The 26,358-nt window shown below is 49.9% G+C and carries 25 protein-coding genes, 8 tRNA genes and 1 rRNA gene; 4 read left to right on the top strand and 30 right to left on the bottom strand.

The window, feature by feature from the left end:
* Nucleotides 1-10: 10 nt before the first annotated feature.
* Together rapZ and GRF59_RS28500 are read right to left on the bottom strand one after the other, a co-directional pair.
* Nucleotides 11-910, bottom strand: coding sequence for an RNase adapter RapZ (rapZ, locus tag GRF59_RS28505; protein ID WP_160501089.1), 900 nt, complete (start codon nt 908-910; stop codon nt 11-13).
* Nucleotides 911-1,035: 125 nt separating this feature from the next.
* A complete protein-coding gene (locus tag GRF59_RS28500; protein WP_160501088.1) occupies nt 1,036-1,986 on the bottom strand; it encodes an ROK family glucokinase in 951 nt (316 codons plus the stop codon).
* 306 nt (nt 1,987-2,292) lie between these two features.
* Between GRF59_RS28500 and GRF59_RS28495 the strand changes: the two genes are divergently transcribed.
* From GRF59_RS28495 to GRF59_RS28480, 4 genes are read left to right on the top strand one after another with little or no spacing between them, the layout of a single operon-like run.
* On the top strand, nt 2,293-3,231 hold the full coding sequence (locus GRF59_RS28495) for an ABC transporter ATP-binding protein (RefSeq protein WP_160501087.1): 939 nt from the start codon (nt 2,293-2,295) through the stop codon (nt 3,229-3,231).
* The gene (locus GRF59_RS28490) at nt 3,231-3,968 is read left to right on the top strand and encodes an ABC transporter permease (protein WP_160501086.1); all 738 of its coding nucleotides are present in this window, start codon (nt 3,231-3,233) and stop codon (nt 3,966-3,968) included. Before GRF59_RS28495 ends, GRF59_RS28490 begins: the two co-directional genes overlap by 1 nt.
* A gap of 6 nt (nt 3,969-3,974) precedes the next feature.
* The gene (locus GRF59_RS28485) at nt 3,975-5,114 is read left to right on the top strand and encodes a sensor histidine kinase (protein ID WP_341480153.1); all 1,140 of its coding nucleotides are present in this window, start codon (nt 3,975-3,977) and stop codon (nt 5,112-5,114) included.
* Nucleotides 5,111-5,713: a response regulator gene (locus tag GRF59_RS28480; protein WP_160501085.1), complete on the top strand. Its 603-nt coding sequence runs from the start codon at nt 5,111-5,113 to the stop codon at nt 5,711-5,713. Before GRF59_RS28485 ends, GRF59_RS28480 begins: the two co-directional genes overlap by 4 nt.
* A gap of 123 nt (nt 5,714-5,836) precedes the next feature.
* Here the strand turns inward: GRF59_RS28480 and trxB are convergent, their stop codons facing one another.
* The 28 genes from trxB to GRF59_RS28340 form a co-directional block, all read right to left on the bottom strand.
* Entirely contained in the window at nt 5,837-6,784 is a 948-nt protein-coding gene (gene trxB, locus GRF59_RS28475) for a thioredoxin-disulfide reductase (RefSeq protein WP_160501084.1), read from the bottom strand.
* Between the two features lie 20 nt (nt 6,785-6,804).
* Nucleotides 6,805-8,556 carry a tetratricopeptide repeat protein gene (locus tag GRF59_RS28470; protein WP_160501083.1) on the bottom strand — a complete coding sequence of 584 codons (1,752 nt, stop codon included), beginning with the start codon at nt 8,554-8,556 and terminating at the stop codon, nt 6,805-6,807.
* Nucleotides 8,557-8,855: 299 nt separating this feature from the next.
* The gene (locus GRF59_RS28465; RefSeq protein ID WP_160501082.1) at nt 8,856-9,803 is read right to left on the bottom strand and encodes a ribose-phosphate diphosphokinase; all 948 of its coding nucleotides are present in this window, start codon (nt 9,801-9,803) and stop codon (nt 8,856-8,858) included.
* A 24-nt stretch (nt 9,804-9,827) separates the two neighbouring features.
* Complete coding sequence (gene hisJ, locus GRF59_RS28460; protein WP_160501081.1) at nt 9,828-10,652, bottom strand: histidinol-phosphatase HisJ; 825 nt, start codon at nt 10,650-10,652, stop codon at nt 9,828-9,830.
* Nucleotides 10,653-10,665: 13 nt separating this feature from the next.
* Nucleotides 10,666-11,364 carry a bifunctional phosphoribosyl-AMP cyclohydrolase/phosphoribosyl-ATP diphosphatase HisIE gene (gene hisIE, locus GRF59_RS28455; protein WP_160501080.1) on the bottom strand — a complete coding sequence of 233 codons (699 nt, stop codon included), beginning with the start codon at nt 11,362-11,364 and terminating at the stop codon, nt 10,666-10,668.
* Nucleotides 11,361-12,119, bottom strand: coding sequence for an imidazole glycerol phosphate synthase subunit HisF (gene hisF, locus GRF59_RS28450; protein ID WP_160501079.1), 759 nt, complete (start codon nt 12,117-12,119; stop codon nt 11,361-11,363). The genes hisIE and hisF overlap by 4 nt, the downstream gene beginning before the upstream one ends.
* A 77-nt stretch (nt 12,120-12,196) precedes the next feature.
* Nucleotides 12,197-12,928 (bottom strand): 1-(5-phosphoribosyl)-5-[(5-phosphoribosylamino)methylideneamino]imidazole-4-carboxamide isomerase, encoded by a 732-nt coding sequence (hisA, locus tag GRF59_RS28445; protein WP_160501078.1) that lies wholly within the window; start codon nt 12,926-12,928, stop codon nt 12,197-12,199.
* 120 nt (nt 12,929-13,048) lie between these two features.
* Nucleotides 13,049-13,678 (bottom strand): imidazole glycerol phosphate synthase subunit HisH, encoded by a 630-nt coding sequence (gene hisH / locus GRF59_RS28440; RefSeq protein ID WP_160501077.1) that lies wholly within the window; start codon nt 13,676-13,678, stop codon nt 13,049-13,051.
* Nucleotides 13,679-14,287: an imidazoleglycerol-phosphate dehydratase HisB gene (gene hisB, locus GRF59_RS28435; protein ID WP_160501076.1), complete on the bottom strand. Its 609-nt coding sequence runs from the start codon at nt 14,285-14,287 to the stop codon at nt 13,679-13,681.
* The gene (hisD, locus tag GRF59_RS28430) at nt 14,277-15,584 is read right to left on the bottom strand and encodes a histidinol dehydrogenase (RefSeq protein ID WP_160501075.1); all 1,308 of its coding nucleotides are present in this window, start codon (nt 15,582-15,584) and stop codon (nt 14,277-14,279) included. The genes hisB and hisD overlap by 11 nt, the downstream gene beginning before the upstream one ends.
* Before the next feature lie 52 nt (nt 15,585-15,636).
* On the bottom strand, nt 15,637-16,269 hold the full coding sequence (gene hisG / locus GRF59_RS28425) for an ATP phosphoribosyltransferase (RefSeq protein WP_160501074.1): 633 nt from the start codon (nt 16,267-16,269) through the stop codon (nt 15,637-15,639).
* Nucleotides 16,270-16,309: 40 nt separating this feature from the next.
* Nucleotides 16,310-17,476: an ATP phosphoribosyltransferase regulatory subunit gene (locus GRF59_RS28420; RefSeq protein ID WP_160501073.1), complete on the bottom strand. Its 1,167-nt coding sequence runs from the start codon at nt 17,474-17,476 to the stop codon at nt 16,310-16,312.
* 303 nt (nt 17,477-17,779) lie between these two features.
* Complete coding sequence (locus tag GRF59_RS28415; protein WP_160501072.1) at nt 17,780-18,982, bottom strand: acyltransferase; 1,203 nt, start codon at nt 18,980-18,982, stop codon at nt 17,780-17,782.
* Nucleotides 18,983-19,248: 266 nt separating this feature from the next.
* Nucleotides 19,249-19,788 carry an acyltransferase gene (locus GRF59_RS28410; RefSeq protein WP_341480152.1) on the bottom strand — a complete coding sequence of 180 codons (540 nt, stop codon included), beginning with the start codon at nt 19,786-19,788 and terminating at the stop codon, nt 19,249-19,251.
* A gap of 6 nt (nt 19,789-19,794) precedes the next feature.
* On the bottom strand, nt 19,795-20,436 hold the full coding sequence (gene ppaX, locus GRF59_RS28405; protein ID WP_160501071.1) for a pyrophosphatase PpaX: 642 nt from the start codon (nt 20,434-20,436) through the stop codon (nt 19,795-19,797).
* Between the two features lie 8 nt (nt 20,437-20,444).
* Nucleotides 20,445-21,485 (bottom strand): prolipoprotein diacylglyceryl transferase, encoded by a 1,041-nt coding sequence (gene lgt / locus GRF59_RS28400; protein ID WP_160501070.1) that lies wholly within the window; start codon nt 21,483-21,485, stop codon nt 20,445-20,447.
* 12 nt (nt 21,486-21,497) lie between these two features.
* Nucleotides 21,498-22,436 carry an HPr(Ser) kinase/phosphatase gene (hprK, locus tag GRF59_RS28395; RefSeq protein WP_160501069.1) on the bottom strand — a complete coding sequence of 313 codons (939 nt, stop codon included), beginning with the start codon at nt 22,434-22,436 and terminating at the stop codon, nt 21,498-21,500.
* Between the two features lie 318 nt (nt 22,437-22,754).
* Nucleotides 22,755-23,879: an ABC transporter ATP-binding protein gene (locus GRF59_RS28390; RefSeq protein WP_160501068.1), complete on the bottom strand. Its 1,125-nt coding sequence runs from the start codon at nt 23,877-23,879 to the stop codon at nt 22,755-22,757.
* Nucleotides 23,880-23,983: 104 nt separating this feature from the next.
* Entirely contained in the window at nt 23,984-25,153 is a 1,170-nt protein-coding gene (locus GRF59_RS28385; protein ID WP_237392106.1) for a PucR family transcriptional regulator, read from the bottom strand.
* Nucleotides 25,154-25,411: 258 nt separating this feature from the next.
* Nucleotides 25,412-25,484 (bottom strand) — tRNA-Lys (locus tag GRF59_RS28380).
* A gap of 7 nt (nt 25,485-25,491) precedes the next feature.
* Nucleotides 25,492-25,576: transfer RNA gene (locus GRF59_RS28375), tRNA-Tyr, on the bottom strand.
* An 8-nt stretch (nt 25,577-25,584) separates the two neighbouring features.
* Nucleotides 25,585-25,657 (bottom strand) — tRNA-Phe (locus tag GRF59_RS28370).
* Nucleotides 25,658-25,730: 73 nt separating this feature from the next.
* Nucleotides 25,731-25,807, bottom strand: a tRNA-Asp gene (locus tag GRF59_RS28365).
* Nucleotides 25,808-25,820: 13 nt separating this feature from the next.
* Nucleotides 25,821-25,896 (bottom strand) — tRNA-Thr (locus GRF59_RS28360).
* A gap of 6 nt (nt 25,897-25,902) precedes the next feature.
* Nucleotides 25,903-25,978 (bottom strand) — tRNA-Val (locus GRF59_RS28355).
* 11 nt (nt 25,979-25,989) lie between these two features.
* Nucleotides 25,990-26,066: transfer RNA gene (locus tag GRF59_RS28350), tRNA-Met, on the bottom strand.
* Nucleotides 26,067-26,096: 30 nt separating this feature from the next.
* A tRNA-Ser gene (locus tag GRF59_RS28345) sits at nt 26,097-26,188 on the bottom strand.
* Between the two features lie 91 nt (nt 26,189-26,279).
* Nucleotides 26,280-26,358, bottom strand: a 23S ribosomal RNA gene (locus tag GRF59_RS28340); the annotation flags it as partial.

Here is a 26,358-nt window from a genome sequence, read left to right as displayed (position 1 = left end):
TCCACTCTCATTAATGCCGATCACGTTCAGAATCCCGGTGGCTGACCGAAACCGATTCTGTTTCACTGGCCCCCAGCATTTTGCCTAAATATTCAGCAATGGCTACCGAGCGGTGTTTGCCACCCGTACATCCGATGCCGATAATCACTTGGCTTTTGCCTTCCTTACGGTACTGTGGAATGAGAAAATGCAGCATATCCAGCAGCTTCGTCAGGAACGCCTGGGTTTCTGGCCATTTCATGACATAATCGTATACTTCGCTGTCCTGTCCTGTTCGCGGCCGCAAATTTTCCACATAGTGGGGATTTGGCAGAAAGCGAACATCAAATACCAGGTCGGCGTCAATCGGAATCCCGTATTTGAATCCGAACGAAGTAATATTGATGGATAGCGTGTTGCTCTCCAATTGGGAGAACCGCGAGATGATTTTGTCCTTCAGTTGTCCCGGCTTCATGACGCTGGTATCAAGCACAACCGTGGCAGAGCTTTTCAGTTCCTCCAGCATTTTGCGTTCAAGGCGTATGCCGTCAAGCGGCATGCCCTCCGGTGCTAGTGGATGCCGGCGCCGGCTTTCCTTATAGCGCTGTACCAACACCGAGTCGGTTGCTTCAAGAAATAGAATCTCGCAATGTATTGTAAAATGGTCCTTGATATAATTTAAGGATTCCGATAAGGCCGTAAAAAATTCGCGTCCACGCAGGTCAATGACCAGCGCAACCTTCGCGATCTTCCCCTTCGACTGCTCAATGAGTTCAGCAAATTTGGGAATCAGCACCGGAGGCAAATTATCCACACAGAAAAAACCGAGATCCTCCAGGCTCCGTACTGCTAACGTCTTTCCAGCCCCTGACATGCCTGTAATAATAATCAGGGTGGCCATGGCCGACGCAGTGTTGTCACCGTCTTGCATCAGCTTTCCCTCCCTTGGTTTGGTATTCAGAAAGCGAAAAAACGGGCCGCAAAACCTTCAAAATCTTCCTTTTTCCACGCCCGCTATACATTCATTCTTTCGCACAAACAGCCGATAGCCCTGTTCTAGGAACGAAGCAAAAGTCCCGCTGCCCCGACAACGCCGGCTTCATTTCCAAGCTGTGCTGGCAGGATCGAAACACCCTTTTGCAGCGGCTCTGGAGTCAGCTTGGCGAATACTTCACGCACCTCATTAAACAGGATATCTCCCGCTTTCGATACGCCGCCGCCAATGATGAATACTTCCGGATTCAGTGCAGCCGCTACAGCTGCCATGGATTTACCCAAGTAGAAAGCCGCACGCTTCACGATGCGTTGTGCCACTTCATCCCCGGCTTTCGCCGCATCAAAGACTTCCTTCGCAGCGATATGCTTTTCCAGCGCCAGCGAAGTCCGGTCCCCCCGCTCAACGGCATCCTTCGCCATGCGGATAATGCCTGTTGCCGAAGACACCGACTCTAGACAGCCCATTTTGCCGCATCCGCATTGGATCGCTTCCAAATCGGGAACAACGGAAATATGACCAAGCTCGCCTGCCAGACCCGAGAAACCTTGATAGATTTTACCATTGATTATGATTCCGCCGCCTACACCCGTGCCGAGCGTATAGCAGACGCAGTTGTCGATGTCGCGTCCTGCGCCGCTCCAGGCTTCACCCAGTGCAGCAACGTTAGCGTCATTATCTATTTTGATAGGCTTGCCGATTTTTTCTTCCAAAATGGCACGAATCGGCACATCACGGAAACCTACGTTTGGCGCGAAGATAATGATTCCCTCACGGACATTGGTAAAGCCGGCAACTCCCGCTCCGACGCCTGCCAGCTGATCCCAGCTGTATGGGGACTGGTCAACAATATGCCGTACATACTTCTCGATATTATCGACGACAACATCAACGCCCTTTTCCGTTTCTGTGGGTCCTTCATACGTTTGAATAAGCTGCCCTGCTTGATTGCAGATGCCGACCTTGATCGCTGTTCCGCCTAAATCGACACCAACGTAGATTTGCTCAGACATGTTACAAGCCACCTTTTTTCCTTGAGTAATAGTTTGCTCCTACTGTACCAACTATAATTGAAGCCTTACTATCGGTCAAGAGATGTGAGAACCGTCACAAGCCCCGCTCAGAGCCCGTACTGCGGGCTTGTTCCGCTTTTTGAAGATTTCGTGAAACAGTCCGCTTGCCCTATTCCCAGGCTCACAGGAATATGACAACTGTCACATGCTTTTCATGACACCCCACACTAACCAGACTCGTTTCCCCCGCTTAAAATGGAAGTATCAGGAATGACAGTCAAGAAGGCCATTTAAATGGAGGTAATTATGGAAAATATAGCGGAACTTCAACATGTATCCAAATTGTTTGGAGGGAAAACGGCGGTGGATGATGTATCCTTTGTTATTCCCAAGGGATCCGTCACCGCGGTTCTGGGCCCTAATGGAGCCGGCAAAACAACGGTACTGTCCATGATGCTCGGACTGCGCGAGCCCAGCTCCGGCAGCGTCCGAATTTTTGGACAGTCCCCCAAGCATGTACAGGTCAAAAGACGCATCGGCGCCATGCTGCAGGAAGTCAGTGTGATTGACGGACTGAAGGTGCATGAAGTCATGAGCCTGATCCGGAGTTACTATCCGAGCCCCTTGAAGCTGTCGGAAATGGTACATCTGGCCGGCTTCACACCGGAAGAGTTGAACAAACGTGCGGATAAGCTCTCCGGCGGGCAGAAACGTCGCCTCGGCTTTGCCCTTGCGCTCGCAGGCGACCCGGATCTTCTGTTCTTCGATGAGCCGACCGTAGGGCTGGATGCCCCGGCACGACGTGCGTTCTGGCAGCAGGCGGACGAATTGGCCGATCAGGGAAAAACCATTTTATTTTCCACTCATTATCTTCAGGAGGCCGAGGATACCGCACACCGGATACTTCTTTTCAACAAAGGGAAGATCGCCGCAGACGGCACCCCGGACGAGATTGTCTCGAGATTGACCAGCAAATCGGTTTCATTCATGGCCGACTTAAACGGAGATGAGGCATACACTGCGGCTGAAATGGTTCACCGGATGCGTTCCATCCCCGGCGTGAGCGATTGCAAGGAACAGGAAGGTCGATGGGTCGTTACGGCAGACAACACAGACACGGTGCTGGCTGCGATTTTCAGATACAACATTCTCGCTCGGGACATTCGAACCGGTCAAGGGCGGCTGGATGATGCTTTTGAACTGATGCTTACGCATGATGATCATGAGAAGGAGGCGGTATCGTAATGAAAATGCTGCTCATGCAGTGCAAGGTAGAAATGCTGCGGATTATTAGGAACCCTTATTATGTATTTTGGTCCCTGCTTATGCCCATCGTATTTTATTTTATTTTCACCAAAATCGTAAATACCGGTATTGATAATGCGGAAGCCTGGCAGGCGCATTACCTGATGTCGATGACCACTTTCAGCGTCATGGGTTCTGCGATAATGACCGTCGGCATACGCATGGTTCAGGAGCAAAGCCTCGGTTGGGCCGTCTATATGCGAATCACGCCTCTCCCGGGCAGCGTCTATTTTATCTCCAAAATGTTCGGGCAGACGGTCATGCATGCCTTTTCGGTCATCGTTATTTTTATCGCAGGCTTTCTGATTAACGGAGTTCATATGTCCATCGGCCAATGGGTCGGCAGCGGGCTTTGGATTCTGGTTGCCTCCATACCTTTTCTGGCTTTGGGTACGCTGTTCGGTACAATGAAAAGAGTCGATACCGCAAGCGGCGTGAGCAATATTGCATACATGTTGATGGCCGTGCTTGGAGGTATGTGGATGCCAATTGACAGCTTCCCTTCCGTACTGCAAACCATTGGCAAATGGCTCCCTTCCTATAACTACGGCAGCGGGGTATGGTCCATTGCCGCCGGAAAGGCTCCCGACCTTAAACCGATGCTTATTTTAGCCGGATATTTGTTCCTATTTATGGTACTATCCATATATATTCGAAAAAAACAGGAAGCGGTGTAATCATCCGTGAGTCGTTCCCGATTTAATATTTTCCCGAGCGAACTGGGCTTTTTCCCTTATGTGTGGCTCATTTATATCTCCATGCCAATTTTTTATATCAGTCAGGAGCATGGTTTGAAGATGGCGGTGGGTTATCTAATGATCGCCTTGTTTTTAGTAACCTACCGCCAGCTATTTTTCGCTAAAAAATCATTTCCTTACTGGCTGGGACTTCAGATGCTGCTCGCCTTCATGCTCTGTATAACGTACAGTCCCTTCAATTTGTTTTTGGGATTTTACACGGCCAGCTTTATCGCTTATTACAAAGACAAACGCCGGTTTTTCATTGCACTGGCTGTCTTTTACGTTATGCTGATCCTGCCGGTTATCATCAATATTCCTCGTTTGGAACGATCGGATATCTACGTCATTCTTCCTTTTCTGGTCGTCATGATGATGTCTCCGTTCGGCATGCGCTCTATGTTCAAGCAGCAGCAGCTCGAACGCGATTTGAACCAGGCGAATGAACGGATTGAGGAACTGGTGAAGCGAGAAGAGCGCATACGGATCTCGAGGGACCTTCATGATACGCTGGGGCACACATTGTCGCTTATCACCTTGAAAAGCCAGCTGGTGACCCGGCTGGTTGAGCGCGATCCACAGAAGGCGCTGCTGGAAGCACGAGAGATTGAGCAGACCTCCAGGGCTGCCCTGCGCCAGGTACGTGAGCTTGTGAACGGGATGCGGGCAATATCCGTTATCGAGGAGGTGAAGACTTCTGAGCGGATACTGGAGAGCGCAGGCATCATGCATAATGCAGAGGGTAACTTCCGCTTGGAAGGGATCTCGGGATTCATCCAAAATATTCTCAGCATGTGCCTGAAGGAGGCCGTTACCAATGTCGTGAAGCACAGCCAAGCGAATGCCTGCACCATGGCCATAGAGCAGACATCGGGTGAAATCCTGCTGACCGTCAGCGACGACGGCATCGGCTGGGATACAGGCTTGGATGGACAGCTTAATGATGGCAACGGTCTGGCGGGCATGAGAGAACGGCTCTCCCTGATTGACGGCAGTCTTGAACTCGCTTCTTCCAATGGTACAAGAGTTATTATTCGCATACCCATCATTAAAAATAATGCTGGCAAGGAGTGTGAAACCGCGTGATCCAAATCGTGATTGCCGAGGACCAGCGCCTTTTGCGCGGCGCGCTGGCCTCATTGCTTGATCTGGAGGATGATCTGCAGGTCGTCGGCCAAGCCGGGGACGGACAGGAAGCACTCTCCATGATCTTGAACCTGAAACCTGATGTTTGCCTGCTGGATATTGAAATGCCGGTGCAAACCGGCATCGAGGTCGCCGAGCAGCTTAAAATAGAGTCATCTCCGTGCCGGGTCATCATTCTGACGACCTTTGCCCGGCCCGGATATTTCGAGAGAGCCGTGAAGGCGGGGGTCAGCGGCTATTTGTTGAAGGACGAGCCCAGCGACAGGCTTGCCGAATCGATTCGGAGAGTGATGCAGGGTCACCGGGCGATTTCCCCAGAACTGATCTTCGACTCGGCTGTTCAGAAGAATCCGCTCACGCCAAGAGAATGCGAGATTTTGCAGCATATCGCCGGAGGCAAAACCGCAAACGAGATTGCCCGCGCGTTGCATTTGTCGCATGGCACGGTCCGCAATTATATCTCTGAAATTCTGAATAAACTCGATGCCAAAAACAGGATTGAAGCGATTAGCTTGGCCGAGGAGAACGGCTGGCTATGACCCGCTGCAAACCATAAGAAGCCTCACCTCGCTGTTTTCTCCCGGTAACCACTACCGAAAAAATAAAGGGCGTCCCTCTGCCATATCATGGCGTGGGACACCCTTTTTGTATGAAATCAGTACTTACAGCGTTTCGCTCCAGTCATGCACCATGCTGCCTTCAAGGAACTTCTCGCAGTCCATCGCAGCCATACAGCCTGTTCCCGCTGCGGAGATGGCTTGGCGATAGCGGACGTCCTGTACGTCGCCACATGCGAATACGCCCGGAATATTGGTTTCCGTCGTACCTGGTTTAACCAGAATGTATCCAACCTCGTCGGTTGTAATCTGATTCTCCAGGAATTTGGTATTCGGTGTATGTCCGATAGCGACAAACACGCCGTCCGCTTCAATCAGCTCTTCCTGCTTCGATTCATTGTTGAATACCTTGAGGCCCTTAACGCCGTTATCGCCCGCTACAACCTCAAGCGGTACACGATTCAGTGCCCAGATAATCTTTTCGTTGCCGCGTGCTCGTTCCTGCATGATTTTCGAGGCTCTCAGCTCTTCTCTGCGGTTAACCAGCGTTACGCTGGAACCGAAACGAGTCAGGAAGTTTGCCTCCTCCATTGCCGAATCGCCGCCACCGATCACGAGGATTTTTTTGCCGCGGAAGAAAAATCCGTCGCAGGTTGCGCAGGTGCTGACGCCGCGTCCGATATTTTCCTGCTCACCCGGAATGCCGAGATATTTCGCGGAAGCGCCAGTGGAGATAATGACGGATTCAGCTTCAATCTCGCCCATGCCCTCTACAGTCAGCTTAAATGGACGTTTGGAGAAGTCCACTTTGTCCACCCATCCTGTTTTGAACTCGGCACCGAAACGTTCGGCCTGCTTGCGCATGTTGTCCATAAGTTCCGGTCCCATAATGCCGTCGGGAAAGCCAGGGAAGTTCTCGATATCCGTGGTCGTGGTCAGCTGTCCGCCCGGCTGCATGCCCTCGATGACAAGCGGCTTCATATTGGCTCGTGCCAGGTAAATGGCCGCCGTAAGGCCTGCTGGGCCTGTACCGATTACGATTGATTTATACATATCATGATCCTCTCCTCTACTTATATATTTTCTGTAAAAGGACGGAAAAGTTCATCCTTTTCTTCCTTGATTGAGCAAACGCTGTCGATGCGTTTCGCGTAGCGGCTGACCGTTGATACGGAGACTCCATACCGCTCTGCGACTTCCTGATAGGTCATGGCATTTCCGTGTTGTTTGGCCGTTAAGTATTCGAGCGCCGCAGACCATCCTTCCGTATGCCGGATCATCGGTTTTTCCGGATGAAGCTTGCCCAGAAACTGGGTCCACAAGTTTTGCAGATGCTTCTTTTGTTCACGGTCCGATTGAGCATCCATATGCAGCAGCGCCTGATCAACCACAGCCTGCAGGGTTTCGCCGCCGATATGATGCTCGTAGGATGTCCGGGTCTCAGCAATCATTGGAGCCGAAGACGCACTTACCTCCAGAACGGCTTGAGTAGGGCCATCTAGCGCCATCTCTTGCAAAATGCGCAGGGCTTCATTCTTCAAATCTGCGGCCTCGTCCGGCTCCTCCAGGAAGGCTTCAAGCGTCTCCTTCACTTCTTCGTCGGCAATCCAGCCCAGCGCACGGATCACCTGAAGCTTGGTTCCTTTGTCACCATAACGGAGCGCCCAAAAGAATGAGGAACGAATCAGCGGGTTCGTCTTGATCTCCTCGTACAACTCGCCTTCATCCTGCTCCCAGCGTTTCAGCTGTTCCTCGAACGGCAGATGATAATGATAGCTCAGCTCCAGCTGCTGCATGCCTGATAGATCCAATATCTCGAGCTGCGCCAAGTAAAAGCGCGGAATATCCGATTCGGGATCCATTTTCTGCAGCTGCCGCCAATACCGCTTCGCTTCCTTGTAGCGCCCACTGTTGAAGGCAGCTACCGCCGTGTAGTGGTAGAGGCTCGGGTCTCCATTGACTTCTTCGTCCTTCAAAAGACGGCGAAAATGACCGTAGGCCGACGCATGCTTACCCAAAATCCCCATCGTGGTGGCAAGTTTGAATACATGCTCCTGATGAAAAGGAATCGTGATTTCGAGCAGCTCCAGCAGAGGATTCAAGGAATTAGTATCCCCCTCATGCTGGTAAAATATCGCCAGATTGCACAGACCATGAATATTCCCTTGCTCCTGTTCCAGCACTTCGCCAATCGTCGCCTTGGCTTTGCGGAACAACCCCATGTAATAATAAGCCAGTGCCAGGTTGTTACGGGCTGCCAGGAAATCCGGGTGCTCCTGCACAATGCGTTCCAGCAGCTCTGCTGCCTGGGAGAACTTCCCTTCTTCCATCAGCGCGCGCGCTTCTTCGTGCTCTACCATACCTTCGCGGCTGCGGATCCGGCTCACCTTCACCGGACGTTCCAGCTCGTACTGGAACAGCTCCATCATCTCTTCAGCCTCGTCCAAAAACTGGCCGGCGGGATCATCCTCCAAGTACTTGACCAGCACCCGCTCGGCCTCTTCAAAATTGTCCATATTGGCATAATTGTTGGCCATATAGAAATAACATTCCGTCATGGAAGCATCGACATGCTCCAAAATATCGGCAAGGACGGCGTTTGAACCTTCAAAATCGCCCATCTCTGATAATATACCCGCCATATTGCAATGATTCACCGGGTTGTCCGGTTCATATTCAACAGCTTTGCGAAAATATCTTAATGCCTTATCATACTGAAGGCGGTCCAGTGAACGGACTGCACGTTCAAAGAAGAAATTGGCATTCATATGAATGGGTATGACTTTATGTTGTAGGTCCTCAGCCTGCAAATGATTTTCCTCCATGTAAGCAAGGCACCTCCCTTAAGTTGCATATAACAATTCTATCAAAGAGAAACAAGAGTTTCATCTTATCTATAAATTGAACTAAAGAATGGAAAAGTACTTCACTTATATTCCAGATGGATCCAAGGAGAAGCAAGGTAAACTTTAGTTCATTTTATCTATCCAGAATAGTATACCATAACTTTATAGGAGCAACGAAGGCAATATCTATTATAGAAATACTGTCCGTGTGCTTATAATCAGAGGAAAAAAAGCCCTATCCGTTGATGCCATAAACAATAGAAAAAGACGCCGGAGCACTATACTCCAGCGTCTTTGAACATGGTCGCCAGTGACCCGCCTTCCATGATGATCCTTACGGCAGCAGACAGCATGGAGGCAACCGACAGCACCGTGAGTCGTTCATGCCGCTCCTCCACAATCGCAATTGAGTCCGTGACCACAATTTCCCGAATGTGCGAATGGCTCAAACGTTCCAGTGCATCACCCGAAAACAGCCCGTGCGTCGCGCATACAATCGCAGGCTCCGCGCCGCGCTCCTTCAGACTTTCGATCACGTTAATAATGGTCGACCCCGTATCGATAATATCTTCGATGATGATCGGTGTTCGTCCCTCCACATCCCCGATAACATGCGTGACAATGGATTCATTATGCGCAGGACGCTTCTTGAACATGATCGCAAAAGGAGAATCCAGGCGGTTAGCCAATTTCTCTGCGGTCTTGGCCCTTCCCGCATCTGGGGATACAATAACCGGGTTCGCGAGATTTAAAGATTTTAAATAATCGCTAATCAAATCCAGCGCTGTAAGGTGATCCACAGGAATATTGAAGAAACCCTGAATCGCCGGAGCATGCAGGTCCATGGTTATTACCCGGTTGGCTCCAGCCGTCGTCAAGACGTCAGCCACCAATTTGGCGGAGATCGGCTCGCGCGGTGCGGACTTCCGTTCTTGCCGGGCATATCCATAGTACGGAACCACAATGTTGATCGTACGCGCGGAGGCGCGTTTCGCCGCGTCAATCATGACCAGCAGCTCAACAAACAGCTCGTTAATCGGATGCGATAGAGATTGCACAATAAATACATCGCAGTTGCGGATGCTCTCTTCATAATTTACGTAAATTTCGCCGCTCTTAAAGCGGGATAACGTCACACTGCCCAGCTCCGCTCCCAGTTTCTCGCACATGCTCTCAGCAAGCAGGGGATTGGACGACCCGGAAAAAATACGCACCTTGTGCTGCATATGCTCCTCCTGATACCCGTTTTTTTAGACTTCCAGAGGGATCATGGTTCTCTGCCGTTTCTCAAATACCGCCAATTCACGGAAGCCGGCTTCCCACAAGGCAACACGCGCCTTGTCCAGGTTCTCGCCGAGCTTCTTCGGATCATGTGCATCCGAGCCGACCGTGAGCGGAATGCCAAGCCGATAAGCCTCATGAATCATCCGCTCCGACGGGAACATCTCCGTGCAAGGCTTGGACAAGCCAGAAGCGTTTAATTCCATGGCTACGCCGCTCTTCGCCACCGCCACAAGCGCCGCATTTTCCAGTGCCCGCGCCTCGTCTGCGAATTCCTCTCCCGGGTGGTATCCAAAGCGTTTAATAACATCCAAGTGGCCCATGATATCGTAAAATCCAGTCGCGGCCGCCTTTTGAATGGCATCGTAGTAGGTTTGATAGACCCCGAACGAATCACGGCCTTCCCAGCCCTGAACTTGCCGGTGATCCGTAATATCCCACTCCCCCAGGAAATGGACGGAGCCAATGACATAATCCCAAGGGTAGGCCTCGACGATCCGTTCAATCGCTTCTTCCCATCCTTCAATATAGTCTCCTTCGAGACCAAGTCGTATATCGATCTGATCCTTGTACTTTTCCTTCAGCTTCAGGCACTCCTCCACGTAACGTGGAAGTTCGTCCATCGGCATGGCCATTTCCGGATAATAATGTGCCGGATCAACGTGAAGCAGCGGCATATGATCAGATAAGCCGATCTGGCCCAGTCCAATCTCTATGCCGCGGCGTACATACTCTTCAAGCTCTCCGACTGCATGGCCGCACCGTACATGATGCGTGTGATAATCGATCAGCATGCTTCGTCCTCCCCTAATCCCGGCGAGGACGCTCATGGCGACGGTCCAGTTCAGCCATAATATCATCCAGCGGAAGCTTGCGTTCCTGCAACAGAACGAGCAGGTGATATATCAGATCGCTGACCTCAAGACGCAACTCGGCATTGTCCTTGTTTTTGGCCGCGATAATGGTTTCTGCCGTCTCTTCGCCAACCTTTTTCAGGATTTTATCAACACCTTTGTCAAAAAGGTAGGTGGTATAAGCGCCTTCCGGACGGTCCTTCTCTCGCTCTGCAATAACCTGCTCCAGTTCCTCCAGTACTGCAAACCGGTGTCTGGCTTGATCCGTACTCCCGCTCGCTTCCACGGAAGCTACTGCCGGAGTTGTGATCCCGCGGTAGAAACAGGTGGTCTCTCCGGTATGGCAAGCCGGTCCCGCAGGCTTTACCAGGAACAGGAGGGTATCGCCATCACAATCATAATGGGCGGAGACGATTTTTTGCGTATTGCCGGAAGTCGCTCCCTTATTCCACAGCTCTTGACGCGATCTGCTCCAAAACCAGGTTTCGCCGGTTTCGATGGAACGTTTCAATGACTCCCTATTCATATAAGCCATCATTAATACTTCCTTGCTGGCAGCATCTTGAACAATGGCCGGGACAAGCCCATCCCCGTCAAATTTGATTTGATCCTGCACCTGCTCAAGCGATTGCTGCTTCGATTGTTCACTCATCTGATTTCAACCCCTTTTTGCTTTAAGTCCTGCTTCAATTCCGGTATGGAAATTTCCTTATAGTGAAAGATCGTGGCTGCAAGCCCCGCATCTGCTTTTCCCTGCGTGAATACTTCAACAAAGTCATCCTTCGTTCCCGCTCCGCCTGAAGCGATCACCGGAATACGGACCGCATCGGCTACAGCCGACGTCAGCGCAATGTCAAAGCCGTCCTTCGTTCCATCGGCATCCATGCTGGTCAACAAAAGTTCTCCAGCCCCCAGCTCCTCTGCTTTCCGCACCCATTCGAGAGCACGGATGCCGGATGCTTTGCGTCCGCCATGCGTATAGACTTCCCATTCGCCCCATGCTTCGTTATATTTGGCATCCACAGCCACAACAATGCACTGTGAGCCGAAGCGGCGCGCCCCATCTGCAATCAGCTGCGGATTAAGGACAGCCGCCGTATTAATACCGATTTTATCCGCTCCTGCGCGAAGAATTCTTTTCATGTCTTCAACCTGGGATATCCCGCCGCCGACCGTGAACGGAATCGAGATTTCCCCCGCCGTCTTTCGTACAACCTCAATCATCGTCTGTCGCCCCTCAACGGAGGCTGAGATGTCCAGGAACACCAGCTCGTCAGCACCTTCACGGTCATATAGTGCCGCTAGCTCAACAGGATCGCCCGCATCCCGCAAATTCTCGAAATTGACTCCTTTAACTACCCGTCCGTCCTTTACGTCTAGACACGGAATGATGCGTTTTGCCAGCATAGCCTCTCTCCCTCTCCAAAAAGCCTGTTATGTGGTATAGGGTATGATTCGGAATAACCATATCCCCCGCCGACACTTTACTTGAGTGTTTTGACCGCTTCAGCCAGATCAATGCTCCCCGTATACAGAGCTTTGCCGACAATCGCCCCACCTACGCCTTCCTGACGGTACTCGTTCAGGCGAACCAGATCCTCCATGACGCTAACCCCGCCGGAGGCAATTACGGTTCTGCCGTTGCTTTTAGCCAGAGCCACAATGGCATCCACATTGGGCCCCTGCATCATGCCATCCCGAGAAATATCCGTGAAGATGAAGGTTTCTGCCCCTTTGGAAGCCAGCTCTTTGGCAAGCTCCTCTGCCTTAACCTCAGAGGTCTCCAGCCAGCCCCGCGTTGCTACATAGCCGTTTCTGGCGTCAATGCCAATCGCAACTTTGTCGCCATAAGTGCCGAGCACCTCTTCGGTGAACGCACGGTCTTCAATTGCAGCCGTACCGATAATTACGCGGCTTACTCCGAGAGAAAGCAGTCGTTTGACGTCGTCCACGGTACGCAACCCTCCGCCAACCTGTACCGGGACGTTAACACCGGAAGCAATGACTCCTATCACCTCGTCATTTACCGGATGGCCAGCCTTAGCCCCATCCAGATCCACCAAGTGGATATAAGAACCGCCTTGGGCTTCCCATGCTTTTGCAGCCGCGAGTGGGCTGTCGTTATAGACTGTTTCCTGATTGTAATCTCCTTGAATCAGCCGGACGCATTTGCCTCCACGGATATCAATGGCCGGATAAATGATGAATGATGACATCGAATGACTCCCCCGCTTTCCCTTTTCGTGAATCAAGTCACGCTCATAAAATAAAATCAGTAGTTGCTGACATGCTTAGTGACCATTGCAATATCGGATCGTTTCGCAAAAGGGTTTCGCTTACACCAATGTTGAGGTATGTCCGCAGAGCTTCAAAAACTGTCCCAGCAGGTTCATGCCGAGCTCCCCGCTTTTTTCCGGGTGAAACTGCATGCCGTACACCGAGCCCCGCCCGACAATGGCCGTCACCGGCTGTCCGTAATCCGTAACGGCTAGCAGGTCGGACTTCACTTCCGGAAGAACATGATAAGAATGCACGAAATAAACATGCCCTTCCGCAAGTCCCGCCAACAGCGGATTGTCCTTTTGCAGAAACTCCAGCCGGTTCCAGCCCATATGCGGTACCTTGTAATCGCCTTCCGCAAAACGGATGACTCTGCCTGGCAGGATGCCGAGCCCAACATGTTGACCATGCTCCTCACTGCTTCCGAACAGGAGCTGCATGCCGAGGCAAATGCCAAGCAGCGGTCTTTCCGCTGCAGCGGCTTCCTTCATGACCTCGCCAAGCCCGCTCTCTCGCAAATGCTCCATGGCATCGCCGAAAGCACCTACGCCGGGCAAAATAATTCCATCCGCATTTAGGATCTCCGCACGGTCGCCCGTAACGAGCGCCTCTGCTCCGAGACGCTCTACGGCCTTGCTCACGCTGTGCAGATTGCCCATGCCGTAATCGACAATCGCGATCGCCACTTACAGCACTCCTTTCGTGGATGGAACCCCCGTCACGCGCGGATCAATGCTGGTCGCTTCATCCAGTGCACGTCCCAGTGCTTTGAATACCGCTTCAATCATGTGATGTGTATTTTGTCCATAGTGTACGATGACATGGAGCGTCACCCGCGCTTCAAGTGCAAACTTCCAGAGAAATTCATGCACTAGCTCGGTAGAGAAACTGCCAACCTGTGAAGAAGGATATTGCGCGCGGTATTCAAAATGCGGCCGGTTGCTGATATCGATGACAACCTGCGCAAGTGCTTCATCCATGGGAACGAAGACGCTCGCATAGCGCTTGATGCCTTTTTTGTCTCCCAGAGCTTCCCGCAGCGTCTGTCCAAGGCAAATCCCGATGTCTTCAACCGTATGATGATCGTCGATCTCAATATCTCCATGAGCCTGAACCTTCAGATCGAATTGTCCGTGCTTGGTGAACAGATCGAGCATATGGTTCAGAAATGGTACATCCGTCTCAAGCTCCGATATGCCGGTCCCGTCTACGGAAAAGGCCAGTTTGATATCCGTTTCATTCGTCTTTCGACTTATTTCAGCGCTTCTTGCACCCTTATCCTGATTAAATTCCATTCTCTTCTCCTGCCTTTCCTTCTCGCTTCATGCGAACTTCGATCGCCCGAGCATGTGCTTCCAACCCTTCACCGCGTGCCAGCTCCATAATAGCAGCTCCGTTCTTCATCAAGGCTTCCTTGCTATAGTAAATCATGCTTGATTTCTTAATAAAATCGTCCACATCGACCGGCGAGGAGAATCTCGCCGTACCGTTAGTCGGAATGATATGATTCGGACCCGCAAAATAATCTCCCACAGGTTCCGAGCTGTATGCACCGAGGAAGATGGCCCCCGCATTTTCAATCAAACCTACATGGGCCATCGGATCAGCGACCATCAGTTCCAAATGTTCAGGAGCCAAACGGTTAACTACCGAAATTCCTTCAAGTAGCGATTCCGTAACAATGATTGCCCCATAGTTCTCAATCGACGCAGAAGCAATATCTCTTCTTGGCAGCAGTTCCAGTTGACGCTGAACTTCGTTAGAAACGCGGTCCGCAAGCTCTCGTGACGGAGTGACCAGAATAGCAGACGCCATCTCATCATGCTCTGCCTGTGACAGCAGGTCAGCAGCCACATATTCCGGATCGGCCGACTCATCGGCAAGTACGACAATTTCGCTTGGTCCGGCAATGCTGTCAATATCAACAGCGCCGTAAACCTCACGCTTGGCAAGCGCTACGTAGATATTGCCAGGCCCGCATATTTTATCAACCGGAGCGATGGATTCCGTGCCATATGCCAGCGCAGCGATAGCTTGGGCTCCACCGACGCGGTATATTTCATGCACGCCCGCTTCCGCTGCGGCCACAAGAATGTACGGATTGATCCCTTCCGCTCCACCGGTTGAAGGTGGGGTAACCATGACAATCTCGGGTACGCCGGCTACCTGAGCCGGAATAACATTCATCAGCACGGATGATGGATAAGCTGCCTTGCCGCCGGGAACATAGACCCCCACTCTTTTCAGCGGGCGGATAATCTGACCCAAAATACTTCCGTCCGGCTGCAGATCCATCCATGAATTCCGTTTTTCCCGCATATGGAAAGCACGGATATTCTGTGCTGCCGCCGAGATCGCCTGGATGAAGGATGGCTCCACCTGCTCGTAGGCCGCTTCCAGCTCATCCTTCGTCACCCGCAGCATGGCTGCGGACAACTCTGTACGATCCAGCTCTTGGGTATAACGGAGCAGCGCTGCATCTCCTTCCGCTCTAATGTCGCCTACAATCTGTTTGACTCGTGCATTTTGCTCCGGAGTCCCGTAGTCGACTTCTCTCCGCAGATCAAAATCCTGTACCGATACAACCTTCATTCCACTCTCTCCTCGCTCTCTCCATCTGTCTTCCGGTTCCTGAGCCCAATGCCTAGGCTTCAACGGCAATGGCCTTCTGAAGACGATCGCACAGCGACTGGATTTGTCCGTTCTTCATCCGGTAACTCACCCGGTTGGCGATCAGACGGCTCGTAATTTCAAATATCTGGTTCATTTCAATCAATCCGTTTTCTTTCAACGTCTGTCCGGTTTCCACCATGTCGACAATCCTGTCAGCAAGACCGATCAGCGGCGCCAGCTCAATCGAGCCGTTCAGCTTGATTACCTCCACCTGCTGGCCCTGCTCACGAAAGTACTGGGATGCAACATTCGGATATTTGGTCGCTACCCGTTGTTGAATTCCAGGCTGCCAGTTTGGCAGTCCGATGACCGACATCCGGCATTTGGCGATCCCGAGATCCAGAAGCTCGTATACGTCCCGGTTCTCCTCCATCAATACATCCTTGCCTACGATACCGATATCTGCTGCTCCGTACTCCACATAAGTTGGCACGTCTACCGGCTTCGCCAGAATAAACTCCATATCGAGCTCAGGCAGGGCAATGACCAGCTTGCGGGTCTCATCTACCTCTGTCGGTATTGGCAGTCCGGCAGCACGGAATAAATCCGCCGCCTTTTTATAAATCCGTCCTTTCGGCATGGCTACCTTCAAAGTTTCTGCCAACGTACTCCCTCCTCATATATCTCGTATACATGAACTCCATTTAGGAGAATGTCTCTACCTTCCCATATACCTCTGCGGACTTATTCAGAGTCTCGCTCTCATTCTGAACCAGCATCGTCACAACGGCCATTCCCTGCTCTCTCAGCTCGGCTGCTCGTGCAAGACCCTCCTTGCGGGCCGCCGTAGTATACCTGATCAGAACAGGATGATTTTCTTCCACGACAGTGCCTTTAACCCCATCGAGGATACGGTTTGTCTTCAGAGCAAATCCTGTAGCTGGCACATCACGTCCAAACTGACGCAGGAGGTTATCGTATCTGCCGCCGCTGCATACCGGAAATCCTAGCTCTGCTGCGTAGCCCTCAAAGGTCATCCCCGTATAATAAGAGAAATCGCCGATCATCGTCAGATCAATGAGGACATGCTCCGATACGCCATAGGCCTCCAGCACTTCCCATACCTTGCATAAGTGATCAATGGAGGCCCGGGCCAGCAGATGTCCGCTCAGCTCCGACGCCTGATCGCAAATTTCCTTGTCTCCGCGCAGCCGCAGAATGCCTTCGAGTACTTCAAGCTGCCCATCGCCGATTGCAAGCTCCCGGATTGCTTTCCGGAATCCGACATAGTCGCGGTCCAGCAGATGCTTCTTTAATGCCTGCTGTTCATTGCCCCGCTCTGCCAGTACTTCTTCGAATAGTCCGTTCAGAAATCCGACATGCCCCATAGCGATTTTGAATGATTTTACCCCTGCTGCCTTCAGCGATTCAATCGCAAGGGCCACTACCTCGGCATCCGCTTCCGGCGAATCATCGCCGACCAGTTCAACTCCGGTTTGAAAGAACTCTGCTTCCCGGCCTGCTTCCTCTTCAAAGGCCCGAAATACATTCGCATGGTATGAAAGACGAATGGGCAGCGATTCCTCCTTGAGCAGCGAAGACACCACTCGAGCTATCGGGGCAGTCATATCGGAACGAAGCACCAGCGTGGTTCCTCTGTTATTCAGCAGTTTAAACAGCTTTTGATCTGATGTGGAGCTCGCTACGCCCACCGTTTCATAAAATTCCATTGTTGGCGTCATGATTTGCCGGTAGCCCCAACGGCCCATACAGTCCAGTACATTGCGCTCAATCGCTCGCAGCTTATCCACGGCATACGGTACATAATCACGGACACCGACCGGTTTTTCAAAACCTTTTGGTTTCGACACCTTGCTTCACCTCAGCTCATATTAAAATCATTTATCTTTATCACATTAAAGTGCTACCATTCTACCAAAGTAAAGAATAATGGATATATTATCATGAAATCCCGCCTTCGTCAACGATTGCCGGCTGCTGCACCTTGATGCCTTCAATCAAGAACTCCCTCTTGCGGATGTCTAACACGAAAACACACACTGTCTCAATTTCCCGCATAATTCTTGACCAAGCTGTCTATATTGTAACAACGGTTGGCATGTTTTGTAAGATGTAAAAAAACCGCCCGGTATAGACCGAACGGCTGCATTACTTTACATATTGAGTTTAACCGCTTTTTCCTCGACGCTTTTTTGCGGACGTTTCGGTGCTGTACCGAAAAATATCCATGACCATGGGATGTACCGGAAAGCAATGTACACAATGATCCATGAAATCCCCAGCGAAATCAACCAGCCTCCCCCGATACGCGCCGCATACTCCACGGAACCTCCGTGGGCTGGTATTTTGCGATATAGGAACAGCAGGAACGGATGGAGCAGGAAAATCCCGAAGGAGCAGGCCCCCATAGACGTCAGCGCCGAGCTCAGCCACTTCCAGCCGTAACGATAGAGGATATAGGATACCTGCATCAGCACGATACATGACAGAAGTGAATGAAGATCCCACATGAACTCATACCACAAGCTGTTGATCTTGCTGCCCTGTGTATTTAGGCCATAATACAAATTCACGTGAATGATACCCGCCGCGATCCAGGCTGCCCATACCAGTATCCATACCATTCCCTTGCCGCTTTTAAAGCCTTCACGAGTTACATTAAGCCATTCCTTGAGTTGTGCATAATAAGCTGCAATGAATGCACCGAAGAGATAGAAGGACATATAAGAGAAAGCGATGCTTCCCTTTGGCAAAGGCAATCGGATGCCTGTCCGGTACACGCCCGCTTCTGGCAAGTGAAACCCATATTTGTACAGGTACACATACAACCACTGAATGGCTACGCCAATAATCGCTATCCATGGCAAAATGGAACGTTGCTTCTGAAACCACCATAAAAAGAGCGGAAACACGATATAGAGCTGCAGCATAATGATCACATAATATAGATGGGTGTGCGCGGTTCCTTTTAACAACTGAATTCCAAAATCATGTGCCAGCTGGGTAAACGGAAGACCAAGCTTTCCTTTGACATAGGTATTGAGCAAGAAATAAAACAATGAAAATAATATATACGGCAAAAGGATATATAATAGACGTTTGGTATAAAAAGATTTCAGCATCGCTTTATTCAACGGCCGATCCAGGTAATTGTAAAAGAGTACGAATCCGCTCAAAAAGATAAACACAGGAACGGCGAATTTGCTGAATATGTTAATAAACAAAAACGGATAATAGGAAGAAGTCCCCAGTGTTGTATTCAGCGTGGTGGAAGTGGCATGGATAAAAATGACTGCCATAATCGCGAATGATCGGAATATATCCAGCTCCATGATTCGTTCTTTTTTCTTAAGCATGCAAACACTCCCGTAATAATTTATTTGCCCTCACGCAACGGTCTGTTGGAAAATTTTAATGAATTCCCCATTTAAAAATACTATATTTATATCCGTGTACGCCAGTTTAATATTTTTGGGTTCGTCATCAGATGCAGAAACCTCTGCTTCTTCCGCTTACCTACTACTATAAACCCCGAACCTTAAGAAAACTTAAATTTCAGAAAAAAACCACCCAAAGCGAGCTTTGAGTGGTTTTGGTTCCTAATATTATAGGGTCTGCCCAGCTACTTACCTACCATCTGTGATGTCTGTGCTTGAAATGCTTCGGACACATCTGTATCCTCGCTTCGTTTCATTTCGCGGAGTGGATTACCTCCCACAAAAGCACCTGCAGCTACATCCTTATGTACTACTGCCCCAGCCGCAACGACGGCGCCGTCGCCAATCGTTACACCGGGTAGTATCGTCGTATTTGCGCCAATCAGTACGTGATCCCCAATCTTGACCTCACCCAATCGGTATTCATGAATTAAATACTCATGCGCCAGAATGGTCGTGTTATAGCCAATGATAGAATTGTTCCCAATCGAGATCTTTTCAGGAAAAAACACATCCACCATCACCATCAACCCGAATGCGGTATGCTCTCCGACCTTCATGCCAAGTAAATGACGATAAATCCAGTTCTTGAGTGGAAGAATCGGGCAATAACGTGCCGCCTGGATACAGATGAAGTTCTTGACCCCTTTCCAGGGGCTGACTGTCTTATAAATCTGCCAGAGCGCGTTGGGCCCTTCCACCGGATACCGGGTCACTTTTCTCACTATGCCTTACTCCTGTTCTAACAGCTTATATAGATCCTTCATATCATGAATGACGTAATCCGGTTGATGCTCCAGCAGCGCCTTCTCACCCTTCAAAGACCATGCAACGCCCACTGAGCGGACACCGGCGGCTTTCGCCGACTGGATATCCACGGGACTGTCTCCTACCATTAATGTCCGGGAAGGATCGGCTCCGAGGATTCCGAGGGCCTTTAATATCGGCTCCGCATGAGGCTTGGGATGTTCGACATCATTAAGCGTAACGACAGCACCCATATATTTTTGAAGACCGAACATTTCCATGACCCGGATGGTTCCGGGCTTGTTCTTCGTTGTCACGACACCCAATTGAATGCCTTGGGCATGCAGCTGTTTGACGACTTCCTCCACGTGAGGGAACATCTTCACCATTACGTCATGATGTTCATCATTGTAACTGCGGTATGACGTCATCAGTGTGGTGATATCGCCCAAACCGGAAAACTCCTGGAGCTGCTGCTCCAGTGTCGCGCCCATCTTCGGAATAATCTCTTCCCGTGTCAGAGGCGTCAACTGATGCTTCTCCAGCACATGCATAAATGAGGTGATAATCAAATCATTGGTGTCAATGATCGTTCCGTCCAAATCAAATAATATGGTATCAATCATGCTGTATTTTACTCCTTTTTGTCCTCCGCGCCCTCAGGTTCCTGATCGGATATAGGCTCAGTGCGGGTTACTTCCGGTTCTGCCGATTTATCCTGCGGTAAAGATTCAGAATCTGGCACATTGTCCGGACTCGCCTTGGTAGAATAAATCGGATCCAGATAACGAGTCTCGGCTTTGCCTGTTGCGCGGCGCACAATGATCATCACAACCGCTAAGACAATGATCAGGATTGCAAGCAGCTGCGAGATCCGTACATTTCCATAAGCCGAATCAAGCGCACCATGTTCGAATCCCATCCATTCCATCGGCTTCCATAGTCCATTCATCAGCGATGCCAGCCAGTTTGGTCCGATAAAGGCCAGAGAATCTGTTCGGATTCCCTCTATAAAGAAACGCCCAATCGAATACCAAATGAAGTAAGACAGGAACAGCTCAGCAGCCCGCAAAAATCTCTGACGGCGGAGAATGAATAGAATAATGATGCCCACGAGGCTCCATAACGATTCATACAAGAATGTCGGATGATGATATACGCCCTGCACATTCATTTGATCTACAATAAAATTCGGAAGGTGAAGCTTGTCCCGAAGGAAAGATTCCGCAACCGGGCCTCCGTAGGCCTCCTGGTTGACGTAGTTTCCCCAGCGTCCGATCATTTGTCCCGTTAACAGGCCCGGAGCACAAATATCGGCAATGCGCCAGAAATTATAACCTCTATAGCGGAAGTAGATCACGGCACAGATAATCGCACCGATCAACGCGCCATAAATGGCAATCCCGCCATTCCATATTTTGAACACATCGACCAGATGGTCCTTATAATCATCCCACTTAAATGCTACAAAATAAATGCGTGCACCAATAATGGCAGAAGGCACGCCCAGCAGCAGCATATCCATGAAAAATTCTGGCGATATGCCGAATCGCTTGCCTTCACGGATTGCCACCATGAGACCCGCCAGTGCACCGAGCCCCAGAATGAGGCCGTACCAGTGTACCGACAGGGATCCAATCGAGAATGCGATCGGATTGAGAAGCAATGTGGCCATTTTTTCACTCTCCTAATCCATATCTTCCATGTCTTCCGCAATGGTAGCCGTCAGCTTGTTAGTAAATTGCAGAGCCGCATTGAGCCCCATTTGCTTCAAGCGATAGTTCATGGCAGCCACTTCAATAATGACTGCAAGGTTACGACCGGGACGAACCGGGATGGTAACCAGCGGAATATCCGTATCAATAATTCTTGTCGTTTCTTCGTCCAGGCCAAGGCGATCATACTGCTTATCCTGTTGCCAAGCTTCCAGTCTGACGACAAGCGTGATTCTTTTATTGTTTCGAATGGCGCCGGCTCCAAACAAAGTCATTACGTTAATAATGCCGACACCGCGTATTTCCAGCAAATGACGGATCAGCTCCGGTGCCGTACCATGCAACTGGCTATCCGATGTTTGACGAATTTCAACCGCATCATCGGCAATTAAGCGATGTCCTCTTTTCACCAGCTCCAGCGCCGTTTCGCTCTTACCGATACCGCTGCTTCCCGTAATCAGCATACCGACACCGTACACATCGCATAATACGCCATGAATTGTCGTCGTCGGTGCTAGTCTTCTTTCCAAAAAGCCGGTGATCCGGCTGAGCAGTATCGTTGTAGCCATACTGCTGCGCAGAACTGGGAGCTGTTTCTCCTGACTGATGTTGACGAGTTCTTCAGGAACCTCCAAACCGCGCGTTACTACGATGCAGGGAGTCACCTCGGTGCAAAGACGCTCCATTCGCTCCTTGCGTTCTTCCGCTGTAAGCATGCTAAAAAAGGCCAGCTCCGTTCTTCCCAGCAGCTGTACCCTTTCTTGGGGATGATAATCAAAATAACCTGCCATCTCTAGACCCGGCCGATTCAAATCATCAGTAGTAATGATGCGTTTCAGGCCTTGCTCTCCGGATATGACTTCCAGCTGAAATTGCTGAACCAATTCTGCTACTCTAACCTTTTTAGCCATTCCATGTCTCCCTTTCTGTCCGATTGGCTCAGACTCCAGCCATATTGCTGTCCGAGACGATTCTATATTATATCCATTGTACCCATCGTAAAGGAAATTTCCAATGAATGCAATCTCGGCAAAACGAAGTCGCAATTCCTCTTCATACCTGAGGAAAAACATTGATAGTTATATCTTCGGCAGAAGACATTGCCGCCTTTAACGGAATAGCATCATCAAAATTCACATTCCTTCCGATCTGCCGAGAACTTATTTATTTCTGTAATATAAAAAAGCCGCCCTTTCGGGCGGCTTTGGGTTTCAGGCATACCGCCTGTATTAGTCCGTCAACAATACATTCAGTTCAGACTCTTTGTCGAAGATATGAATTTTGTTCATATCAACTGCAAGACGTACGCTTGCGCCTTCACGAGTGTTGGAACGTCCGTCTACACGGGCGATTACAGTCTCGCTGCCAATTCCACTCAGGTAGAGGAGCATTTCATGACCCAGGTTTTCAGTAACGTCAACATGGGATGTGAAGATTGTGTTTGGAGAAGCTTCCATGAATACTGGCTCTTCGTGGATATCTTCCGGACGCACGCCCATGATTACTTCTTTACCGATCAGGCCTTTGCTCTTCAGTGTTTGTGCTTTGCCGCCTGGAACTTCAACATCAAGTCCTTGGGAACGGAAGCGTACAGCACCGTTAGATTCGCTCAGAGTTCCTGTGATGAAGTTCATCGTAGGGGAACCGATAAAGCCTGCAACGAACAGGTTCGTAGGGCTGTTATAGAGCTCTTCTGGAGAAGCAGCCTGTTGAATGATACCGTCTTGCATAACTACGATACGGTCACCCATGGTCATAGCTTCTGTTTGGTCATGCGTTACGTAGATACAAGTGGTTTCAAGACGCTTAACCAGCTTTGTGATCTCAGCGCGCATTTGTCCGCGAAGTTTAGCATCCAAGTTGGAAAGTGGTTCGTCCATGAGGAAGACTTGCGGATCACGCACGATTGCGCGGCCCAAGGCAACACGTTGACGTTGACCACCGGAAAGTGCTTTCGGTTTACGGTCAAGCAAATGCTCGATGTCGAGGATTTTTGCTGCTTCACGTACACGTTTGTCAATTTCGTCTTTTTTCACTTTACGCAATTTCAGACCAAAAGCCATGTTTTGGTATACGTTCATGTGAGGATACAAAGCGTAAGATTGGAATACCATCGCGATATCGCGGTCTTTAGGAGCAACGTCGTTTACGACGCGGTCGCCGATATAAAGTTTGCCTTCGGAGATCTCTTCCAAACCGGCGATCATACGAAGAGTTGTAGATTTACCGCAACCGGACGGTCCTACCAGTACCAGAAATTCCTTGTCTTGAATGTCAAGGCTGATATCCATAACTGTTGCTTTGTCGGAACCCGGATATTTTTTGAAAATATGCTCTAAACGTACACCTGCCATGAGATTTGCCCCCTTAAGTGTATATTATGAAATCGAATACATTTTTATATTACTATCTTACCCAACATCTCGCAGACTGGCTATACACAAACTGCACAAAAAACCTATTTTCTTTTCGTTACTTTATACAATAACATCGTCAACTTCACTAAAACCGCGTCTCCAAAGCTTCTAACATCCAATCCGGTCTCTTGTTTAATCTTATCCAAACGGTATAAAAGCGTGTTGCGGTGAATATATAATCGTTTGGCCGTTTCACTCACGTTGCAATCCAGCTGGAAAAAGGATTCCAGCGTGGACAGGGTCTCATTATCGGAAAATAACACCCCATGGTCACCAGCCTGCTCCAAAAACAGCCGTCGTTGATCAACAGGAATACTGTAAATCAGTCTCTCCAACAAAAGTTCCCACGGGAAATGGACATGTTCGGCAACATGAAAGGTCCGCCCGAGGAAAATCGTCTCTCGGAGGAGCGACACCATGGAAGGCAGCCACTTGATTGGCGAAAAGGATGGACCTGCGGATAAATGAAAGGTACCTACCCACTCGTTAGCAATCAATTCATATAGCCCAAGGCAGAAAGCGGATAGCATGTCCGTCTCGGATTCGGAGTTCTCCTCATCCTTGTCTTCCCCGGCTCCGATGACGAGTTCCTTTTTCGCTAATACCAGCCACTCGTAGCTTCGTAGAGGGACAAGCACAACCTCTCCGTCAAAATAGCTCTTTAGCAACTTCTTAAGCTGAGTCCGATGGATATCGGCTGCATGCACGCTTTCACAGGTGAGCAGAAACGGTATCATTTCCCCCGTCAACCGCCGCTTAAGCTCAAGGTCGTCTGGAATTTCACTATCTCCGCGTTCCTGATCGAGTTGCTCAACGATCCATGCGCTAAAGCGAAGAACCTCACGCTCTTCATCTCCCTGCAGGGATACGCTTGTATCAACTTCCGGTCTCACCTGGGAAATCAGCAGTTCGATCAGTTGCATGACTTCATTACTCAGCTCGCGCACCGGCGCTTCCAGCACGAAAATATGGCCATTCTTCGAATACAATGGGTACCATATCATATCCTCAACCACAATCGAATTCTTCAGTATGAGATCAGATCCGGCTTGACTGTCGCTGCGTTCTGAAATTATTGGCGATTCCTGACGTTCGACTCGGTTATATACGCTTTCAGTCTGTTGTTTCGTCAATTGCTTGATGCGCAAAGGCGCCCCTACAATCTGTTCCAACTTGTTACGTAATGTCTCCAACTCCACCATCGATGTCATCCACCACTTTGCCGTTTTTGTTTCCTATTTTATCATATTGCGTACGAAATTCCGAAAAACGTTAAAATGCTTCTTTGACTGCGTGTCAGGGGAGTAATAATTCTTGATTCATGCTAATTTAAATAACCCTTGTATCTATGTCCGGTCTCAACTCCAGAATAATTCAAACGACTATTCAAACGACTATGTATTTAGTTCAAAATAAAGTGTTAGAAATAGCAAAAAGACCATCAACCCTAAGGTTAATGATCTTTCGGATGAGCCATGAAGGACTCGAACCTTCGACACCCTGATTAAAAGTCAGGTGCTCTACCAACTGAGCTAATGGCTCATAAAACTGGTGGAGGCTGATGGATTCGAACCACCGAACTCGTAGAGAGCAGATTTACAGTCTGCCGTGTTTAGCCACTTCACTAAGCCTCCATATAAGGTGGCTCGGGACGGAATCGAACCGCCGACACGAGGATTTTCAGTCCTCTGCTCTACCGACTGAGCTACCGAGCCTTACAAAAAAAATAAAGTGGTCGATGTTACTCTTCCCACTTAATTGCGTGGAAATGCATTGATTTAAAATAAATGGCGGGACCGACGGGATTCGAACCCGCGGTCTCCTGCGTGACAGGCAGGCATGTTAGGCCTCTACACCACGGTCCCTCATTATTTTAAATGGTGCCGGCGAGAGGACTTGAACCCCCAACCTACTGATTACAAGTCAGTTGCTCTACCAATTGAGCTACACCGGCGTATGATGGTGGAGGCTGAGGGGATCGAACCCCCGACCCTCTGCTTGTAAGGCAGATGCTCTCCCAGCTGAGCTAAGCCTCCGAAAAATAATATGGTAGCGGCGGAGGGGATCGAACCCCCGACCTCACGGGTATGAACCGTACGCTCTAGCCAGCTGAGCTACACCGCCATATTCAATATATCTTACGTAGTATACAGATGGCGGAGAGAGAGGGATTCGAACCCTCGCACCGCTTACGCAGTCTAACCCCTTAGCAGAGGGTCCCCTTATAGCCACTTGGGTATCTCTCCAAGCATATCGCTGTATATACATAATGATATCATATTCAAGTGTTTTGATCACCTGAAAACTAGATACGAAACGAATTTGTGTTTTAGTTATTAGGATAAGCCCTCGACCGATTAGTATTGGTCAGCTCCATGCATTGCTGCACTTCCACCTCCAACCTATCTACCTCGTC

This window comes from Paenibacillus dendrobii (assembly GCF_009807035.1).
Classification (GTDB): domain Bacteria; phylum Bacillota; class Bacilli; order Paenibacillales; family Paenibacillaceae; genus Paenibacillus_AQ; species Paenibacillus_AQ dendrobii.
Note: the sequence above shows the minus strand (reverse complement) of the source record. Positions and strands in the feature narration are given on the sequence as shown.

Coding starts and splice junctions, on each gene's coding strand:
- rapZ (WP_160501089.1), bottom strand. CDS start 910: ATGCAAGACGGTGACAACACTGCGTCGGCCATGGCCACCCTGATTATT.
- GRF59_RS28500 (WP_160501088.1), bottom strand. CDS start 1,986: ATGTCTGAGCAAATCTACGTTGGTGTCGATTTAGGCGGAACAGCGATC.
- GRF59_RS28495 (WP_160501087.1), top strand. CDS start 2,293: ATGGAAAATATAGCGGAACTTCAACATGTATCCAAATTGTTTGGAGGG.
- GRF59_RS28490 (WP_160501086.1), top strand. CDS start 3,231: ATGAAAATGCTGCTCATGCAGTGCAAGGTAGAAATGCTGCGGATTATT.
- trxB (WP_160501084.1), bottom strand. CDS start 6,784: ATGTATAAATCAATCGTAATCGGTACAGGCCCAGCAGGCCTTACGGCG.
- GRF59_RS28470 (WP_160501083.1), bottom strand. CDS start 8,556: ATGGAGGAAAATCATTTGCAGGCTGAGGACCTACAACATAAAGTCATA.
- GRF59_RS28465 (WP_160501082.1), bottom strand. CDS start 9,803: ATGCAGCACAAGGTGCGTATTTTTTCCGGGTCGTCCAATCCCCTGCTT.
- hisJ (WP_160501081.1), bottom strand. CDS start 10,652: ATGCTGATCGATTATCACACGCATCATGTACGGTGCGGCCATGCAGTC.
- hisIE (WP_160501080.1), bottom strand. CDS start 11,364: ATGAGTGAACAATCGAAGCAGCAATCGCTTGAGCAGGTGCAGGATCAA.
- hisF (WP_160501079.1), bottom strand. CDS start 12,119: ATGCTGGCAAAACGCATCATTCCGTGTCTAGACGTAAAGGACGGACGG.
- hisA (WP_160501078.1), bottom strand. CDS start 12,928: ATGTCATCATTCATCATTTATCCGGCCATTGATATCCGTGGAGGCAAA.
- hisB (WP_160501076.1), bottom strand. CDS start 14,287: ATGGAATTTAATCAGGATAAGGGTGCAAGAAGCGCTGAAATAAGTCGA.
- hisD (WP_160501075.1), bottom strand. CDS start 15,584: ATGAAGGTTGTATCGGTACAGGATTTTGATCTGCGGAGAGAAGTCGAC.
- GRF59_RS28415 (WP_160501072.1), bottom strand. CDS start 18,982: ATGCTTAAGAAAAAAGAACGAATCATGGAGCTGGATATATTCCGATCA.
- ppaX (WP_160501071.1), bottom strand. CDS start 20,436: ATGATTGATACCATATTATTTGATTTGGACGGAACGATCATTGACACC.
- lgt (WP_160501070.1), bottom strand. CDS start 21,485: ATGGCCACATTGCTTCTCAATCCGATCGCATTCTCGATTGGATCCCTG.
- hprK (WP_160501069.1), bottom strand. CDS start 22,436: ATGGCTAAAAAGGTTAGAGTAGCAGAATTGGTTCAGCAATTTCAGCTG.
- GRF59_RS28390 (WP_160501068.1), bottom strand. CDS start 23,879: ATGGCAGGTGTACGTTTAGAGCATATTTTCAAAAAATATCCGGGTTCC.
- GRF59_RS28385 (WP_237392106.1), bottom strand. CDS start 25,153: ATGACATCGATGGTGGAGTTGGAGACATTACGTAACAAGTTGGAACAG.